This window comes from Ascidiimonas aurantiaca (assembly GCF_037646345.1).
Taxonomy (GTDB): domain Bacteria; phylum Bacteroidota; class Bacteroidia; order Flavobacteriales; family Flavobacteriaceae; genus Ascidiimonas; species Ascidiimonas aurantiaca.
This window is the reverse complement of sequence record NZ_JBBEWR010000013.1, coordinates 17,339-32,865: the sequence shown is the minus strand read 5'-3', so window position 1 is coordinate 32,865 and position 15,527 is coordinate 17,339. Positions and strand designations below refer to the sequence as shown.

At 39.2% G+C, this 15,527-nt stretch carries 15 protein-coding genes, 1 tRNA gene and 1 pseudogene; 10 read left to right on the top strand and 7 right to left on the bottom strand.

Annotated features, from left to right (window positions below; all coding sequences use genetic code 11):
- Position 1: 1 nt before the first annotated feature.
- Positions 2-1,063 carry a hydrogenase expression/formation protein HypE gene (hypE, locus tag WAO84_RS13405; RefSeq protein WP_340066411.1) on the top strand — a complete coding sequence of 354 codons (1,062 nt, stop codon included), beginning with the start codon at positions 2-4 and terminating at the stop codon, positions 1,061-1,063.
- Between the two features lie 3 nt (positions 1,064-1,066).
- The gene (locus WAO84_RS13400) at positions 1,067-2,161 is read left to right on the top strand and encodes an NHL repeat-containing protein (RefSeq protein ID WP_340066410.1); all 1,095 of its coding nucleotides are present in this window, start codon (positions 1,067-1,069) and stop codon (positions 2,159-2,161) included.
- Here WAO84_RS13400 and WAO84_RS13395 read toward each other — a convergent pair.
- Together WAO84_RS13395 and WAO84_RS13390 are read right to left on the bottom strand one after the other, a co-directional pair.
- Positions 2,150-2,851, bottom strand: coding sequence for an urease accessory protein UreH domain-containing protein (locus tag WAO84_RS13395; RefSeq protein ID WP_340066408.1), 702 nt, complete (start codon positions 2,849-2,851; stop codon positions 2,150-2,152). The genes WAO84_RS13400 and WAO84_RS13395 overlap by 12 nt on opposite strands.
- Positions 2,852-3,003: 152 nt before the next feature.
- A complete protein-coding gene (locus WAO84_RS13390; RefSeq protein WP_340066407.1) occupies positions 3,004-3,336 on the bottom strand; it encodes a single-stranded DNA-binding protein in 333 nt (110 codons plus the stop codon).
- Positions 3,337-3,593: 257 nt separating this feature from the next.
- On the opposite strand from WAO84_RS13390, the gene WAO84_RS13385 reads away from it, so the two are divergent.
- From WAO84_RS13385 to WAO84_RS13375, 4 genes and pseudogenes are all read left to right on the top strand, one after another.
- Positions 3,594-6,749, top strand: coding sequence for a VPS10 domain-containing protein (locus tag WAO84_RS13385; protein WP_340066406.1), 3,156 nt, complete (start codon positions 3,594-3,596; stop codon positions 6,747-6,749).
- Between the two features lies 1 nt (position 6,750).
- A complete protein-coding gene (locus WAO84_RS13380) occupies positions 6,751-6,876 on the top strand; it encodes a hypothetical protein (protein ID WP_340066405.1) in 126 nt (41 codons plus the stop codon).
- Between the two features lie 36 nt (positions 6,877-6,912).
- Positions 6,913-7,067 (top strand): annotated as a pseudogene (locus WAO84_RS17225) (DUF6265 family protein).
- A 178-nt stretch (positions 7,068-7,245) separates the two neighbouring features.
- On the top strand, positions 7,246-7,596 hold the full coding sequence (locus tag WAO84_RS13375) for a hypothetical protein (RefSeq protein ID WP_340066403.1): 351 nt from the start codon (positions 7,246-7,248) through the stop codon (positions 7,594-7,596).
- 20 nt (positions 7,597-7,616) lie between these two features.
- Here the strand turns inward: WAO84_RS13375 and WAO84_RS13370 are convergent, their stop codons facing one another.
- Positions 7,617-8,081 (bottom strand): CBS domain-containing protein, encoded by a 465-nt coding sequence (locus WAO84_RS13370; protein ID WP_340066402.1) that lies wholly within the window; start codon positions 8,079-8,081, stop codon positions 7,617-7,619.
- Positions 8,082-8,293: 212 nt separating this feature from the next.
- Between WAO84_RS13370 and WAO84_RS13365 the strand changes: the two genes are divergently transcribed.
- From WAO84_RS13365 to WAO84_RS13355, 3 genes are all read left to right on the top strand, one after another.
- Positions 8,294-10,612 carry a M20/M25/M40 family metallo-hydrolase gene (locus WAO84_RS13365; RefSeq protein WP_340066401.1) on the top strand — a complete coding sequence of 773 codons (2,319 nt, stop codon included), beginning with the start codon at positions 8,294-8,296 and terminating at the stop codon, positions 10,610-10,612.
- A complete protein-coding gene (locus WAO84_RS13360; protein WP_340066400.1) occupies positions 10,605-11,408 on the top strand; it encodes an SDR family oxidoreductase in 804 nt (267 codons plus the stop codon). The genes WAO84_RS13365 and WAO84_RS13360 overlap by 8 nt, the downstream gene beginning before the upstream one ends.
- A 62-nt stretch (positions 11,409-11,470) precedes the next feature.
- Positions 11,471-12,175, top strand: coding sequence for a hypothetical protein (locus tag WAO84_RS13355; RefSeq protein WP_340066399.1), 705 nt, complete (start codon positions 11,471-11,473; stop codon positions 12,173-12,175).
- Between the two features lie 47 nt (positions 12,176-12,222).
- Here WAO84_RS13355 and WAO84_RS13350 read toward each other — a convergent pair whose 3' ends face one another.
- On the bottom strand, positions 12,223-12,723 hold the full coding sequence (locus WAO84_RS13350) for a nuclear transport factor 2 family protein (RefSeq protein ID WP_340066398.1): 501 nt from the start codon (positions 12,721-12,723) through the stop codon (positions 12,223-12,225).
- 30 nt (positions 12,724-12,753) lie between these two features.
- On the bottom strand, positions 12,754-13,266 hold the full coding sequence (locus tag WAO84_RS13345; protein ID WP_340066397.1) for a hypothetical protein: 513 nt from the start codon (positions 13,264-13,266) through the stop codon (positions 12,754-12,756).
- A gap of 271 nt (positions 13,267-13,537) precedes the next feature.
- On the opposite strand from WAO84_RS13345, the gene WAO84_RS13340 reads away from it, so the two are divergent.
- Positions 13,538-14,491, top strand: coding sequence for an NAD-dependent epimerase/dehydratase family protein (locus WAO84_RS13340; protein WP_340066396.1), 954 nt, complete (start codon positions 13,538-13,540; stop codon positions 14,489-14,491).
- 62 nt (positions 14,492-14,553) lie between these two features.
- On the opposite strand, the gene WAO84_RS13335 is transcribed toward WAO84_RS13340, so the two are convergent.
- Both WAO84_RS13335 and WAO84_RS13330 read right to left on the bottom strand, forming a co-directional pair.
- Positions 14,554-14,625: transfer RNA gene (locus WAO84_RS13335), tRNA-Arg, on the bottom strand.
- 277 nt (positions 14,626-14,902) lie between these two features.
- Positions 14,903-15,247, bottom strand: a complete 345-nt coding sequence (locus WAO84_RS13330; protein WP_340066395.1) for a hypothetical protein — start codon at positions 15,245-15,247, stop codon at positions 14,903-14,905.
- Positions 15,248-15,527: the final 280 nt, after the last annotated feature.

Below are 15,527 nucleotides of genomic sequence, written 5' to 3'. Positions count from 1 at the left end.
AATGTCGTATTCAAAAAAATTACGAATGCAATTGCAATGCCCCATGCCAAAGCTGGATTTTGACGTTATCACACTTGGACATGGCAGTGGTGGGACCTTAACCAATAAGTTACTTGACAGTGGCGTTTTTGACCTCCTGAGCAATGATATTTTAGACAGAAGACATGATGGAGCCTTTCTGGAAATGAAGGGCCAGATGGCATTTTCTACAGATAGTTTTTTGGTGTCGCCAATTTTTTTTCCCGGAGGAAATATAGGCGAGTTAGCAGTAAATGGTACCGTAAATGATCTAGCCATGTGTGGCGCTATACCAAAGTACCTGTCATTGAGCTTTATCATTGAAGAAGGGCTGAAAATGACCGAGTTTTGGGAAATTTTACTTACCATTAAATACGCATGCGAAAAAGCCAATGTATTAGTAGTTACGGGAGACACCAAAGTTGTTGAAAAAGGAAAAGGAGATAAAATATTTATTAACACCTCCGGCGTTGGAAACATACACCCAAAAGCAAATATTCATAAACAAAATATCAAGGCAGGCGATAAGATAGTCATTAATGGCAATATAGCTACACATGGAATGGCTATTATGTCGGTTCGTGAGGGATTGGAATTTGATTCGACCATAGAAAGTGATACGACCAATCTGAATCATACCCTTCTCCATTTAATTGACAGATTTGGAAAAGACATCCACCTGGTAACCGACCCCACACGAGGTGGAGTTGCTACCGTATTAAAAGAAATTGCACTCTCGGCCAATATGGGTATTGATATTTTTCAAAAAGACTTACCCATAGATACCCAGGTAGCAAATGCCTGCGAATTATTAGGGTTAGACCCCCTGTATGTGGCTAACGAAGGTCTGTTTTTAAGTTTTATTGATGCTTCTATTGCTGATTCATTTTTAGAAGTATTGCAAAACGATGAAAATGGTAAAAATGCCAGGATTATAGGCACTGTTGTTCATGCTCATCCCAAACAGGTTATTTTAGAAAGTGCTATAGGGGGAAAACGTGTGGTAAACATGCTTCCCGGGGAACAATTACCCAGAATTTGTTAGTACATGAACTACGATACTTTAGGAGATAAAGTTGCCAATGCCTATATTTTTAGGGGTTCACAATACAAACCCTTTTTAGCCCCCAGAGGTGTATTTGTTAACAACGATAAATTGTTTGTTTCTGATACGGGACAGAATCGTGTATTCCTCTGGAATACCATCCCCACATCCCAATTTCAGGAACCAGACGTTATTTTGGGCCAGGAAGGTATTGCAGGTTCCGGGCGAAATGCTAACACTGCCGTCTCGTCTAAAACACTTCATTACCCTTCAGGCATCTGGAGTGATGGGAAAAAACTCATAGTTGCCGATGCCTGGAATCACCGTGTGTTAATATGGCATACCATGCCAGTAAAAAATGCACAACCCGCCGATGTAGTTCTAGGCCAGCCCAGTTTTGAAACCAACCAGCCCAACGTAAAAGGACAGGCTGAAAACCCAAAAGCCAATACTTTAAACTGGCCTTACGGTATTTTTTCCGATGGAAAGAGCCTATGGGTTGCCGACACAGGGAACAGGCGTGTTTTGTTTTTTGATGAAATTCCTTCCGAAAACTTTGCAAAAGCCGATAAGGTTATCGGTAAGCCCGATTTCAATACAAGAGATTATGAAAACAACAACCCTGTTTGGCCATATTCGGTTAAAATAAACAAACAGGGAGCCCTTGCCATAGCAGATACCCAATTCTACAGAACTTTGATCTGGAAGGATAAGAATAAAGCCTTTAACCAACAGGCCGATACTATTATTGGACAGGAAAACTTTGATGCCTGCGGTCAAAATCAATTCAGATTAGCACCGGAAGCCAATACTTTAAACTGGACGTATGATACCTGTTTTTACAAAGACGGGATTTTAGTAAATGACACGGGCAACAGCAGGATTTTAATTTTTAACAAGACCCCCATAGTAAATAACGTATCAGCAGATGGGTTGATAGGGAGACCAAATTTTCAAACCGGTAGTGAGTATAAGGGTAACCTAACAGGAACTAAAAGTGCTCTGTACTGGCCGTTTTCAATTACAACACAAAATGATAAATTATTTATTGCAGATACCGGAAACCACAGGCTTGTTATTTGTGATTTACAGACTTAGGTACAACCAGTAGATACCAATAACAATAGCAAACAATCCGCCTGCAAAACGAATACCCTGAAAAAAATTCTTACTGTGCTGATATTTTGAATATGAAGTTAATTTACCCAAAATTAATGCATACGCAGACATGGCCAAAACGGTTCCAATAGCAAAACCAACGATATATTGCGTACCTTCCAGATTATCCTCAAAACCTAAAACAGGTAATAGTAGTAAAAAATGGGCCACCCCGGCCAGTCCGTGTAAAAAGCCTATTCCCAAAGAAGATAAAACATTTTGTTTTATCAGTTTATCATGTGTGTGTTGGTGGCCTTCATGGTTATGTTTATGCTCGTGTATATGCACATATACTTCATCATCATCATGAATATGAGGATGAGTGTGCTTTTTCTTTTCATTAAAAATGCGATAAAATGCCCAAAGCCCAACACCTATTAAAACTATGGCTACCAATTGCTCACTATATGATGAAATGGTTTCAACAGGAATGACCTCTTTAAATAGAAGGAACAAAACACCTATTAAAAGCATTCCTAACAAATGCCCAAGCCCCCAAAACAGACCTATTTTCCACGCCTTTCTTTTTGTTTCTATAACCAGAGGTGTAACTGCCGCTAAATGGTCAGGACCAGAAATAACATGTAACATAGAGGCAAGGGTCCCGGCAACAATTGGAAGATTTATCATGAAAAGTAGCTTTAAGACTAAATATAAAGAAAATATACCGGTACCGAAAACACATCTTCATAAATACGCTTCCCTTTAGAGCAGATGAGATACAGCAAAGGCAGGTAATGCTATTACCTGCCTTTGTTTACATTCATTATACTTTTGAGTATTTACTTCCCAAGCATCAAAAGCTCGTTTATAATAACCTCAGTCACATAATGCCTCTTACCGTCACTATCATCCCACGAGCGATTGGTAAGCTTCCCTTCTACAGCTATCTCATTACCCTTAGCCAGATATTTTTCTATAATAATCGCTATTTTCCCCCAGGCTATCATAGTGTGCCATTGCGTGTCTTTTACTACCTGGCCCTCCCTGTTACGATACGATTCATTAGTGGCTAAAGAAAATTTAGCCAGTTTTTTTCCATTGTCAAGTTGAATGATCTGAGGGTCGTTACCAAGATTGCCAATTAACTGTACTTTGTTTCTTAATGCATTCATTTGTATGTAATTTAAAAGTTAATGATTATTTTAGTATGCGGTTGATTCCTACAAAAATCAACACTGCAAAGATGTGACTGCCACGTAAGCAAATCCGGTTAAAAAATAATTGCTTTCGCTTAAATTCGTTTGTAGTCATTTGTAATCGTTTGTAAACGTTTAATACATGAATGTCAAAACTCTAAAAAACATACTTTGTTTACAGGATTATGTAAACACCTATTATATCAAAAAAACCTTCCAAACATTACTCTATTATGAAGTCAGTTCAACTTTTTATTATCTCTTTTTTTTCACTGCTTTTTACCCTATCCGCACAAGATCGCAAAAATGCAGATGTAAATGAGCCCCCTTCTTTAGACGAACTTTTTTCCCAACTTTCCTGGCGTAACATAGGCCCTTTTAGAGGTGGCCGGAGTGTAGCCGTAACGGGGGTGGTGTCAAACACTCTTACCTATTATATGGGGAGCACGGGAGGCGGTGTTTGGAAAACAACCGATGGTGGTATTGAATGGGTCAACATCTCCGATGGCTTTTTTAAAACAGGAACCGTTGGTGCATTGGCTGTGGCAGAATCCGATCCCAATGTGGTGTATGCCGGTATGGGAGAACATGCCATTAGAGGGGTTATGACTTCCAGTGGCGATGGCGTATATAGATCTACTGATGCCGGAAAAACATGGGTGCACATAGGGCTCGATAATACCCTGCATATTTCAGATGTCATTGTTCACCCTAAAGATCCTGATGTAGTGTATGTAGCTGCACAGGGAGCACAGTATGGCCCTTCCAGTGAAAGAGGTATTTACAAAAGTGAGAACGGCGGAAAGTCATGGCGCAAAGTGCTGTTTATAGATGAAAATACAGGAGCCTCATCTCTTTCTATGGATATGACCAACCCGCGCATTCTTTATGCCGCTATGTGGGAACACCGAAGGTACCCCTGGGCCATGGAATCAGGAGGAAAACAATCAGGGTTGTACAAATCAGTTGATGGTGGTGAGAATTGGGAAAAAATGGAAACCGGGCTGCCGGAAACTATAGGTAAAGCAGGTATATCTGTATCCCGTGCCCAGCCAGACCGGGTATGGGCCGTTATTGAAGCAGAAGGCGACAAAGCAGGAGTGTACCGGTCTGATGACAGTGGAAAAAAATGGAAACAAATAAACAAGGACCGTATTAATATTACCCGCTCCTGGTATTATATGGAAATATTTGCCGATCCGGTTAATGAAAATACAGTATATGTACTCAATGCTCCCATGATGCGATCTATTGACGGCGGAAAAACTTTTTCCACGGTATCTACACCTCATGGTGATAATCATGACCTCTGGATCAACCCGCTCCAACCCGATATAATGATCAATGCCAATGACGGTGGGGCTAATGTTTCCTTCAATGGTGGAAAAAGCTGGTCCACTCAACAAAATCAACCTACCGCTCAGTTTTATCGGGTTATTACCGATAACCGGATGCCGTACTATGTATATGGTGGGCAACAGGATAATTCTGCTATAGCTATTGCGAGCCGCACCAATGATCAGGGAATTGACTGGAAAGACTGGTACTCTGTGGCGGGCTGTGAAAGTGCCTATCTTGCCTTCGATCCCAATGATCCCAAAGTTATTTTTGGCGGATGCTACCAGGGGATCATAGAAAGATGGGAACAGGTATCGCGTGAATCAAAAGAAATAAAAGAATATCCCGAGCTTTCTTTAGGTAACACTCCAAAAGATTTTAAATATCGCTACAACTGGAACGCTCCAATTATTACATCTCCACATGACCGGAATACCGTATATCATGCCGGCAATGTAGTTTTTAAAACAGAAGATCAAGGGTTATACTGGGAAGTCATAAGCCCTGACCTTACACGTAATGATAAGAGCAAACAGGGACCCGGCGGTAAGCCGTTTACCAACGAAGCCGCAGGTGGCGAAAACTACAATACTATTATGTATCTTACAGAGTCCCCCCATGAAAAAGGGGTTCTCTGGGCCGGTTCTGATGACGGTCTCGTGCATCTTACTCAAAATAGCGGTAAAGACTGGGTAGATGTGACACCGGCAAAAATGAAAGAAGGTATAGTAAACTCCATAGAGGTGTCTCCTCATGATCCTGCTACCGCATATATCACCTTAATGCGCTATAAGTTTCATGACCTTAGGCCCTACATTTACAAAACCAATAATTATGGGAAAAGCTGGGAGCTTATAACTAATGGTATTGAAGAACCGCATACTTTCGTAAGAGTAGTAAGAGAAGACCCTAAAGTGAAAGGGCTTCTGTATGCCGGAAGCGAAACCGGACTTTATATTTCGTTCAATAATGGTAAAAAATGGCAAAAATTCCAGCGTAACCTCCCTGTAGTGCCCGTTAACGACCTTATTATTCAGGATAATGATCTTGTAGTGGCTACTGCCGGACGCTCTTTCTGGATATTAGATGACCTGAGTGCCATTCAGCAAACCGCCGGAAAAATGCCGGAAGCCCCCCTCGCAATTTTCACACCTAAAGATACCTATCGCATGTTTGGAGGATCTGTCAAAGAGTTCACCCCCGGACTCGGACAAAACCCTGCAAACGGGGTTACCATAGATTATTACCTCAAAGAAAATGCTGACAGCACCAAACTTACTCTCAAAATTTTAGACAACCAGGGTAAACTGCTACGAACCTATAACAACCAAACACCAAAAAACTTTAAAACCTGGCCGGGAGGGCCTTCCAAACCAGATGTGTTACCCGGGAAAGCAGGAGTGAACCGGTTTACATGGAATTTTAGAAAAGAAAAACTTCCCGCTATAGATAATGTTTTTGTTTTCGGAGATTACAACGGCTCGCGTGTGGGCCCCGGTATCTATCAGGTAAGGCTCATTATGGAAAATGATTCAGTCTCTACAAAAATAAATATCCTTCCAGACCCTCGTATCAATGCAACCACAGAACATTTTAAAGAGCAACAACAGTTTTTGAGTGCAATTGAAAATACCGTAAAAGAAATTCATCAGTCAGTCAATGCCATGCGCTCAGTTAAAAAACAATTAACGGCTTACCTCTCACTTCTGGAAGATGAAAAAGGAGCTGATGAATTGATGGACATTGCCAAAAACCTGAAAAAAGATATCGAAGCATGGGAAGAACAACTTATCCAACCTCAACAAAAAACATTTCAGGATGTCATAAATTTCAACAACCAGCTCAATGCAGAACTTTTATATCTTAAAAGTTATGCAGATGCCGCAGCCCCACGTCTTACCAAAGGAGCTGCCGAGCGTTTTAGTGATCTTAAAAAGCAATGGCAGGTGTTTGCCGATCAAAAAAATGAGCTGATTAACCAACAAATGAGGCAATTCAATACCTTGTATAAAGAATTGGGTTTACCCGCAGTACTCATTAAAAAAGAATAAAATGAAAATTTTTATCACACTCATAAGCGACTTCCTTATGCTTGGTACATACGGGCAGGAAGCCAGTACCTTTTCTTTTAAAGAAGGAATGCAATACCAGTCTGCCTTCATTGAAAACATTGGGTAGCTAGGCGGGCACTGGCGTGGGAAAGCTTTTGGGGGTATTGTCATAGAGCTATGGAGCCCGCCACTGGGAAATTCATGATGTTTATCTTTAAACTGGTTGTAGAAGGCAAAATTTCGTTTTATAAACCGGATGCCATTAAGCAAACCGGCGAAACCCTGGTATTAAAGTTAAAATATTTTCACAAGATTTGAGAAGTTAGGAAAAAAAAGAAACTGTAGATTTCCCCCGGCAAAAGCTACTAATGATGTATTTTATTTTAACGGATTCACCATTGAAAAAGTGAATAATATAATAAGGAAATTAACATTCACGTATTAATAAAAGAACAGAGTACCGAAATTACATTTCATTACAAAAAAGTATAATTTTATGGATAGAAACTGCCTGGAATGTGAAGAAAAACTAGTGGGCCGCATTGACAAAAAATTTTGCAGCGATTATTGTCGCAATGCATACAACAACCGTATTAACAAAGACAGCAAAAACCTGATACGAAATATTAACAACCGTTTACGTAAAAACTACAGAATACTGGAATCGTTGAATCCGGATGGGAAGACTACCACTCCCAAAATACGACTGCTCGATAAAGGTTTCGATTTCGAATACTTTACCAACATCTATACCACCAAAAACGGCACATCCTACTACTTTATATACGACATGGGTTACAGGCCACTTGACAATGATCTTTATATGATTGTCAAGAGAGAGCGTTAAAGAAATGATCTGCGTCTGCCCTATTTCCAGTTCATACTTTGCAGTTTTAATGCCGCCACCACTAGATCCTTACGGCTTATTTGCCCTACCAGCCTGCCATTCTGGGTTACGGGTAATCTTCTACGATTATTTTTATAGAAAGTAGAAGCTGCATCAAAAATACTGGTATCGTGAGGAATGGTTTCCACACTTTTAGACATATACTTTTCCACGCTTTTATCCAGAATGGGCATATTAAAATATCGGCTTTCCGAAATTTGCTTCATACAGTCTGCCTCCGATATAATACCTACCAGATTTCCTTTCTCATCAATCACCGGTCCTCCTGAAATACGGTGTTTTAGAAACAGTTCCATAACATTGAGAATAGACTGTTGCGGTGTAAACGTAACGAGGTTTTTAGTCATGTAATCCTCTACAAGGATGGGAGCATTGTACTCTTTCTTTACCTCTTCTCTTGCCCCCTGAAAACTCTTGATTCCCATCTGCTTATTTTTAAGGTTAGTTTATAAAGTTACTTAATTTGCTTTAATTAAAAGAAATAATTACTCCCTCCCGATGTTAAAAATTCCGAATTCCCTATTTTTACAGATGTATGGTATCTTTTATTCTTTTGAATAAGATCACGAATAAAAGCTCTATGATAACCTTCTTGTTTATAAGTTCTTTACCTAAATACTAAAACAAAGCCAACACCGTGAAAAAATATACTACTGTTATTATCCTGCTTCTTATTACAGCCATTGTGTATTGGAGCTTTTATGCGCAAATGCCCAACAGTTACGGAAAGAGCAATAAGGCAGAAACCTTATTTTCTACCGAAAGAGCTCTTGTGCATGTAAAAAATATGTCTGGATCCTCCCATTTTGTAGGTACGGAGGCCCATAAAAACGTACGTGATTATCTGCTTACAGAATTAAAAAAAATGGGGTTACAGGCCGGAATACAGGAAGGAATGACTGCAGGCAAATGGGGAAATCTCAGCAAAGCGACCAACGTTCTGGCACGAATAAAAGGAACAGGAAAAGGCAAAGCTCTATTATTACTGTCGCATTACGACAGTAACCCACACTCTTCTCCCGGGGCCAGTGATGCTGCCAGCGGGGTGGCTACTGTTTTAGAAGGTGTACGCGCCTTTCTGGCGCAGGGTACTCTCCCTAAGAATGACATTATCATTCTATTTTCTGATGCCGAAGAACTGGGGCTCAATGGTGCCGAACTCTTTGTAAATAAACATCCGTGGGCAAAAAATACAGGGCTCGTACTAAATTTCGAAGCACGCGGTAGTGGCGGCCCCAGCATCATGCTTATTGAAACCAATGGAGGGAATGCCAAAATGATACAACAGTTTGTACAGGCCAACCCTTCGTATCCCTTAGCCAATTCACTGGCATATAGCATTTATAAACTATTACCTAATGATACAGATCTCACAGTTTTTAGAGAAGACGGTAACATTGAAGGTTTTAATTTTGCTTTTATAGACGATCATTATGATTATCATACCGCACTCGACACCTATGAAAGACTGGACAGAACTTCTCTGGAACATCAGGGTAGTTACCTCATGCCGTTACTCGATCATTTTGCGAAAGCAGACCTTTCCGATCTTAGAGATAAAGAAGATTATGTATATTTTACCGTACCCTTATTCAATATGGTGTATTACCCCTTTTCCTGGGTTATCCCTCTGTTTACAGTAGGCCTGCTAGTTTTCGCCGGTATCCTGTTTTTTGGTTTTAAACAAAAGAGCCTGTCTTTCAAAAGTCTTGCCATTGGTTTTGTTCCTTTTACAGGAACTTTTTTACTGTGCTGTGTAGTTGGTTTCTATAGCTGGACGATTTTAAAAGCCATGTATCCTCAATATCAGGATATGTTACACCGCTTTACTTATAACGGACACACTTATATTGCTGCGTTTTCCACACTTTTTATTGCCATAGGCTTTCTTATCTATACACGTTTTAAACACATCTCTACCCCAAACCTTTTTGTAGCGCCTCTTTTTTTCTGGCTGCTCATATGTGCACTTACCGCTTTCTACCTTAAAGGTGCCAGTTTTTTTATTATCCCGTTATTCGCATCCCTCGTAGTGTTTTATATAGTCACCATTCAGGAAAAACCTCCCTATATCTTATTGGTTGTATTTGCTGTTCCGTCTCTGTGGATAATAAGCCCTTTTATTCAATTATTCCCCGTTGGGCTGGGACTGGGTATGCGCGCAGGAACTTTAGAGTTTTCACCTTTAGTACTATCAGCGTTACTTATTGTTTTTCTGATCGGGTTACACCTTCCCGTCTTCAGGTTTTTAAAACAAACCTATAAACTTGGAATTTTTGGTTTGTTACTCGCACTTATATTTTTCACATCTGCTCATTTTGATTCCGGTTTTAATAAAAATAACCCCAAACCCACCAGCCTGGTATATATGCTGGACGATGATCACCAAAAAGCCTTCTGGGCTACCTATGATAAAGTACCGGATAAATGGGTGGAACAGTATGTAGGTACAAAACCACCTACTAATGAAGAAGCATCAAAATATACTTTCTCAAGTAAGTATGCCACCCGGTTTAGCCAGATCACAGAAACCGCTGTTAAAGATATTCCAGCACCACTGGTAGAAATTGTAAAGGATTCTGTTTTCGGTGAAAAAAGATTACTTGAATTATGTATAACTCCCAGAAGAAATGTGAACCGGCTAGAGGTCTTTGTTAACAAAGATGCACAAATACTAAGTTGCCAGGCCAATGGTGTTGCTTTAGAAACCGAATTTCTAAGTACAGTACCTCAGTACGGAAGGTTACTCACGCATTATATAAGCAATAATGTTTATACAGAACTTCTGTTGGAAATACCTGCCGATCAAAAAACCGAGTTTACTTTCTATGAAGCTTCTAATGACCTTTTACAAAACAGCCTGTTTACTGTTCCCGAAAGGCCAGAAAACGCCATTCCCAAACCGTTTGTATTAAATGATGCCATTATTACTAAAAAAACAGTGAACATTGAGTAAGAAAATTGCTGTTCTGGGATGCGGATGGTTGGGTTTACCTTTGGCTATACGTCTGGTAGATCTTGGATATACCGTACATGGATCTACTACCTCCCCTGAAAAGCTAAAGGTTTTGCTTTCAAAAGGTATCGTTCCATTTCACATACGTATTACCGAAGAAGGTATTGATGAAACCCATACGTTCCTTAAAAGTGCACAAACACTTATAGTAAACATTCCTCCAGGCTTACGGGGTAAAAAAACAGGAAATTACGTAGCAAAGATAAGGCATCTGGTAACTGCCTTAAAAGATACCTCAATACAAAACGTTCTCTTCATTAGCAGTACCTCCGTATATGGTGACAGCAAGGAGGTAATTACTGAAAAAACGAATTTGCGACCTCAAACTGAAAGTGGTAAACAACTGGCAGAAGCAGAGAATTTGTTACAATGTGAACCTTTTAAGACTACTGTATTGCGATTTGGGGGGCTCATTGGCCCTGAAAGACATCCGGTAACACACCTTTCGGGGAAAACCGATCTTCCTAACCCTGATAGCCCTGTGAACCTTATTCATCTTGATGACTGTATTGGCGTTATTGAAACCATACTCACCAAAAACGTATGGGACACTATTATAAATGCGGTATATCCCAACCACCCCACAAGAAAAGAATATTATACGGTAATGGCCCAAAAAAAGGCATTACCGGTTCCGTTATTTGTCCCGGGAAATCAGGCAACGGGCAAAATAATACGGCCGCAATACCTTTTGGAAAATCTGGGATATTCGTTTAAGCGTGACATACACCTTTGAGCTACTAATTATTTGTTTATCCAATAATTTTAATAGTTTTGAACATTATTAAAAAATACTTTATGAGAAGAGTTTTTATAATTTTTGTGTTGTTTGCCTGGGGGCATTTAAATGCGCAAACCAATGATGCACTTACTGCACATTTTAAGGAATATTATGAGCAAATGCGAAAACAGGCAGATGTTCAGGGTATCATCAACGCCATGACCCATCTTAACATACTGGAGCCTTCTCAGGCCCGAAGGGATACACTTTCCTATTTATATGCCAATGCCGGTAAATATTTACAGGCCCTAAATACTATTGGTTATGAAAAAAACCCTCAGGATTCTGAACTTGCTGTTGAAGTAAAAGCCGTTTCTTTAAAATCTATAGGGCAGGCCTCACGCGCACTGGAACAGTATGAAATTCTTTTTAGCAGTAAACCCAATCCTTTTATGGCATATGAAATGGCTGATTTGAGTATTCAACTTCAACAGCTTGATAAAGCCAATGAATTTATTGAGTATGGTATTTCAAATGCAAAAGATGATATGAAATACGGCTTTTACGAAACACAGGTACCTTACGAGGTACCCTTAAAAGCAGCTTTTTTGCACCTAAAGGCCCTGGTAGAATTTAATAAAGATAAAACCAACAATATAGACAGTGCTATTACAATTATGGATCAAGCTATTGCTATTGCTCCCAATTTTAATCTGGCAAAACTTTCAAAACAGGCATTAGAACAGAGAAAGAATCCTCAAAATCCGCAGAACAACAATTAATACAAAAAGATGCTTTCAGGCATCTTTTTTTGTTCATGGTTCTCATTTCATTGCCGCAAAGAATCTTTTACTCTTATGTCAAACACCTTTTTGAGAGCTACTACATCATCTACATTCTCATTAGGAATGGTAATGGAAAGCACATAATGTGCTATTTTCCAGGTGCCATTTATCTTTTTAAGTACTCCGCTTCCCCTACATAATTGCATGCGGGTATCAAGCAATTCATCAAACCATGCCAGGGTGTAGTTCTGATCAAAAAATACATTGCGATCTACTGCCTGAAAACTCCATGCTTTTCCTCTTTCAAAATAAGGTCTGGAAAAGGTTTTGAAATCGTGGTACGACCAGTTTTCCGTGGGATCGGTACCAATGAAAACAGCATCATTGGTCATTTTATCAAAATATGCATCAAAATCTGCTACAGAAGCAGCTTCGTGCCATGTATTGATAACATGGTTCACCGCTTTGAGCTCTTCAGCATTAGATTGGGCCATTACTCCGGTCATGGTAGCCGTAAAAATGAAAAAAAAACAAAGCGATTTCATAGGTAAAAGAGTGTTTGTTAGTTAGAGATATTAGAGAGAATCATCGACAAAAAGAGTTTCTGTCATATTGCGTTCGCATACTTCCATAAACTGTTTCCTCAATGCATTATAGGCTTTTAAGATCTCAACTTTCAGTTGTTTTTCATACAAAGAGTCATTTTCAGGAAAAGCGGCTTTTGCTTTTCCCAGATATGTTTTAAGCACCAGCAAACGGCTTTTTATCTGTGGCACATTAAATTTATCGGGGAAAGTTGATTTTCCGAGTTCCTGTTCCAATCGTATAAGCTCATCCACTAATGGCTCTGTCTCCTCTTCCTCTTCATAAAACCTTACCATTTCCGTATCGAAGTCCTTGTATTGGGTCCACATGTTAAGATACCCGTTAGCATCTCCTTTTATATCTATAAGCGTGGGTAAAGTAACCTTTACAGAGTCTGATACCACCACCAATGTTTCTGTATTAGCCGTTGGCTCACTGGAATGCTTCCTGCAAGCGGTAAAAATCAAAATAAATATCAGATATAATGGTAAAATCTTTCTCATAAAATCTAAAGGGTCTTTAACCCTGATATCCCTTAATCAAAAAACAGCGTGGAAAATATTTTATTTCCAGTTGCTAATATAGCATTTCTAATAACAATTCTTTAAGCAGGTCTAAACATGAATTTGATAACAAAACCCAAATTCTTTTGTGTATGTTGCATCCCTTGCGGGAGGATGCCATGCCTTTTTGTGGTTTTCATAGAAAACAACCAGTATCCTGATGTAAAATACCATGTGAAATAATTATATTTGGTCACTTTTTAAATATTGAATGAAAACCAGAATCCTTATTATAGGAGCCTGTGGTCAAATTGGCTCCGAATTAACGCTGGCTCTTCGGGAAAATTACGGAAATGATAATGTAATTGCTTCCGATATACGTGAAGGCAGTGACGAGCTTATGGCATCAGGCCCTTTTGAAATACTGGATGCTACAGACAAGACACGTATTAAGCAGATTATAGAAAAATATGCAGTGACCGATGTTTATTTAATGGCCGCTATGCTTTCGGCCACGGCAGAGAAACATCCTCAACGTGCCTGGGATCTTAATATGGCCTCTTTGTCGCATATATTAGATATGGCTCGTGACCGTCATATTAAAAAAATATTCTGGCCCAGTTCTATTGCTGTTTTTGGCCCGACAACTCCACCAAAAAATACTCCGCAAAAAACCGTTATGGAACCCCTTACGGTATATGGTATATCAAAACTGGCCGGAGAGCGCTGGTGCGAGTATTTTCATACTAAGTTTGGGATAGACATACGGAGTATTCGGTATCCCGGTATTATAAGTCATAAAACCCTTCCCGGCGGAGGGACTACAGACTATGCAGTAGATATTTATCACAAAGCAGTTAAAGGAGAACCTTTTGACTGTTTTCTTAAACAGGGCACCATACTCCCCATGATGTTTATGGATGATGCGATTGCGGCTACCATACAGATCATGCAGGCAGACCCCGATCAAGTAAAAATACGGTCATCTTATAATCTGGCTGCCATAAGCTTTGCTCCGGAAAATATAGCAGAAAGCATAAAAAAGTATATTCCTGAATTCGAGATAACATATACTCCGGATTACCGTCAGCAAATAGCAGACGGGTGGCCCGAAAGCATTGATGATACAGAAGCCAGGAATGACTGGGGCTGGAAACACCGCTTTGACCTGGATACTATGAGTGACGTAATGATCAATGCTTTAAAAAGCAAAATCTGCAAATAGTTTACTCAATAAAAACGATAAACAAAAGGCACCTTTCCTGAGGTGCCTTTTTGCATTTTTTGTAGCCCCGGCAAGAATCGAACTTGCATCTAAAGTTTAGGAAACTTCTATTCTATCCATTGAACTACGGGGCCAAAAAAGTGTTGCGAATTTAGCAATACTTTTCTATTCACTTCAAGCCTCTGCAAGGATATTTTTAAAATTTGAATAATTATGCAAGCCTTTTAACCATCTTTCAATGCCGTTAAATGTATTTTTAAGAAATATTAAATCTTTTTTATTGAGTAATTACTTTCAGTTTTGTAGAGCCTGTATCTTTTTTAAGATTGATGTTTATATAGGGTAGCTTAAAAATTGTGATCTGATAATTTTTAGCGTATTAATGTTTTTTTATTGGTTCCCTGTTATTTTTTATAAAAAAATACAAAACAAAAAATACCCCCGGTAGCCAGGAATAATACAATTATCCAAAAAGTATTTTTTTTTTTCTACTTCCTTCTCTGCTTTATCAATTACTTCTCGTTCTTCTTCCGGTAAATTATCCAGAACAAAACCTTCATAGGTATCATAACCCAGATAATTAGCAAGTGCGTTTCTTAATTTAAGTTTAGGACTGGATTTCCCCTGGTAATATCTCGTCATAGACTTCCCTGTTATAGCGGTATCATAATCTTCTGTCATTACATAGGCAAGGTATTCGGCCCTGCCGTTAATCGAATCATTTCCTGTTTGCAGTTTAGCTTTCTCAAATGCCATTGCTATTAATTTTTCAATCATAGTTATGTGTATATGTTTAGTTTTTTTAGAATCAATACCCATCTGGTTTTTCCAAAAAATGGAGGTTTCAACACAAATATTTTCTCAGGACACTTTTTGTAAAATCTTGTACAAATTCTGTCTGCAATTGTCCAATGCTTCCTTGGTTACTTTGAATCGTGATTAGTGAATGCTTTAAGGTGCAATTAAAGTAATGCGCAGCACTAATCATTGAGGAAATCCGTAATGCGGTTGGCAAAAGGTGCAGGGGAAGCAACCC

Bases quoted from the DNA above. Each gene is read 5' to 3' on its own strand.
- hypE (WP_340066411.1), top strand. From the start codon at position 2: ATGTCGTATTCAAAAAAATTACGAATGCAATTGCAATGCCCCATGCCA.
- WAO84_RS13400 (WP_340066410.1), top strand. From the start codon at position 1,067: ATGAACTACGATACTTTAGGAGATAAAGTTGCCAATGCCTATATTTTT.
- WAO84_RS13395 (WP_340066408.1), bottom strand. From the start codon at position 2,851: ATGATAAATCTTCCAATTGTTGCCGGGACCCTTGCCTCTATGTTACAT.
- WAO84_RS13390 (WP_340066407.1), bottom strand. From the start codon at position 3,336: ATGAATGCATTAAGAAACAAAGTACAGTTAATTGGCAATCTTGGTAAC.
- WAO84_RS13385 (WP_340066406.1), top strand. From the start codon at position 3,594: ATGAAGTCAGTTCAACTTTTTATTATCTCTTTTTTTTCACTGCTTTTT.
- WAO84_RS13380 (WP_340066405.1), top strand. From the start codon at position 6,751: ATGAAAATTTTTATCACACTCATAAGCGACTTCCTTATGCTTGGTACA.
- WAO84_RS13375 (WP_340066403.1), top strand. From the start codon at position 7,246: ATGGATAGAAACTGCCTGGAATGTGAAGAAAAACTAGTGGGCCGCATT.
- WAO84_RS13370 (WP_340066402.1), bottom strand. From the start codon at position 8,081: ATGGGAATCAAGAGTTTTCAGGGGGCAAGAGAAGAGGTAAAGAAAGAG.
- WAO84_RS13355 (WP_340066399.1), top strand. From the start codon at position 11,471: ATGAGAAGAGTTTTTATAATTTTTGTGTTGTTTGCCTGGGGGCATTTA.
- WAO84_RS13350 (WP_340066398.1), bottom strand. From the start codon at position 12,723: ATGAAATCGCTTTGTTTTTTTTTCATTTTTACGGCTACCATGACCGGA.
- WAO84_RS13345 (WP_340066397.1), bottom strand. From the start codon at position 13,266: ATGAGAAAGATTTTACCATTATATCTGATATTTATTTTGATTTTTACC.
- WAO84_RS13340 (WP_340066396.1), top strand. From the start codon at position 13,538: ATGAAAACCAGAATCCTTATTATAGGAGCCTGTGGTCAAATTGGCTCC.
- WAO84_RS13330 (WP_340066395.1), bottom strand. From the start codon at position 15,247: ATGGCATTTGAGAAAGCTAAACTGCAAACAGGAAATGATTCGATTAAC.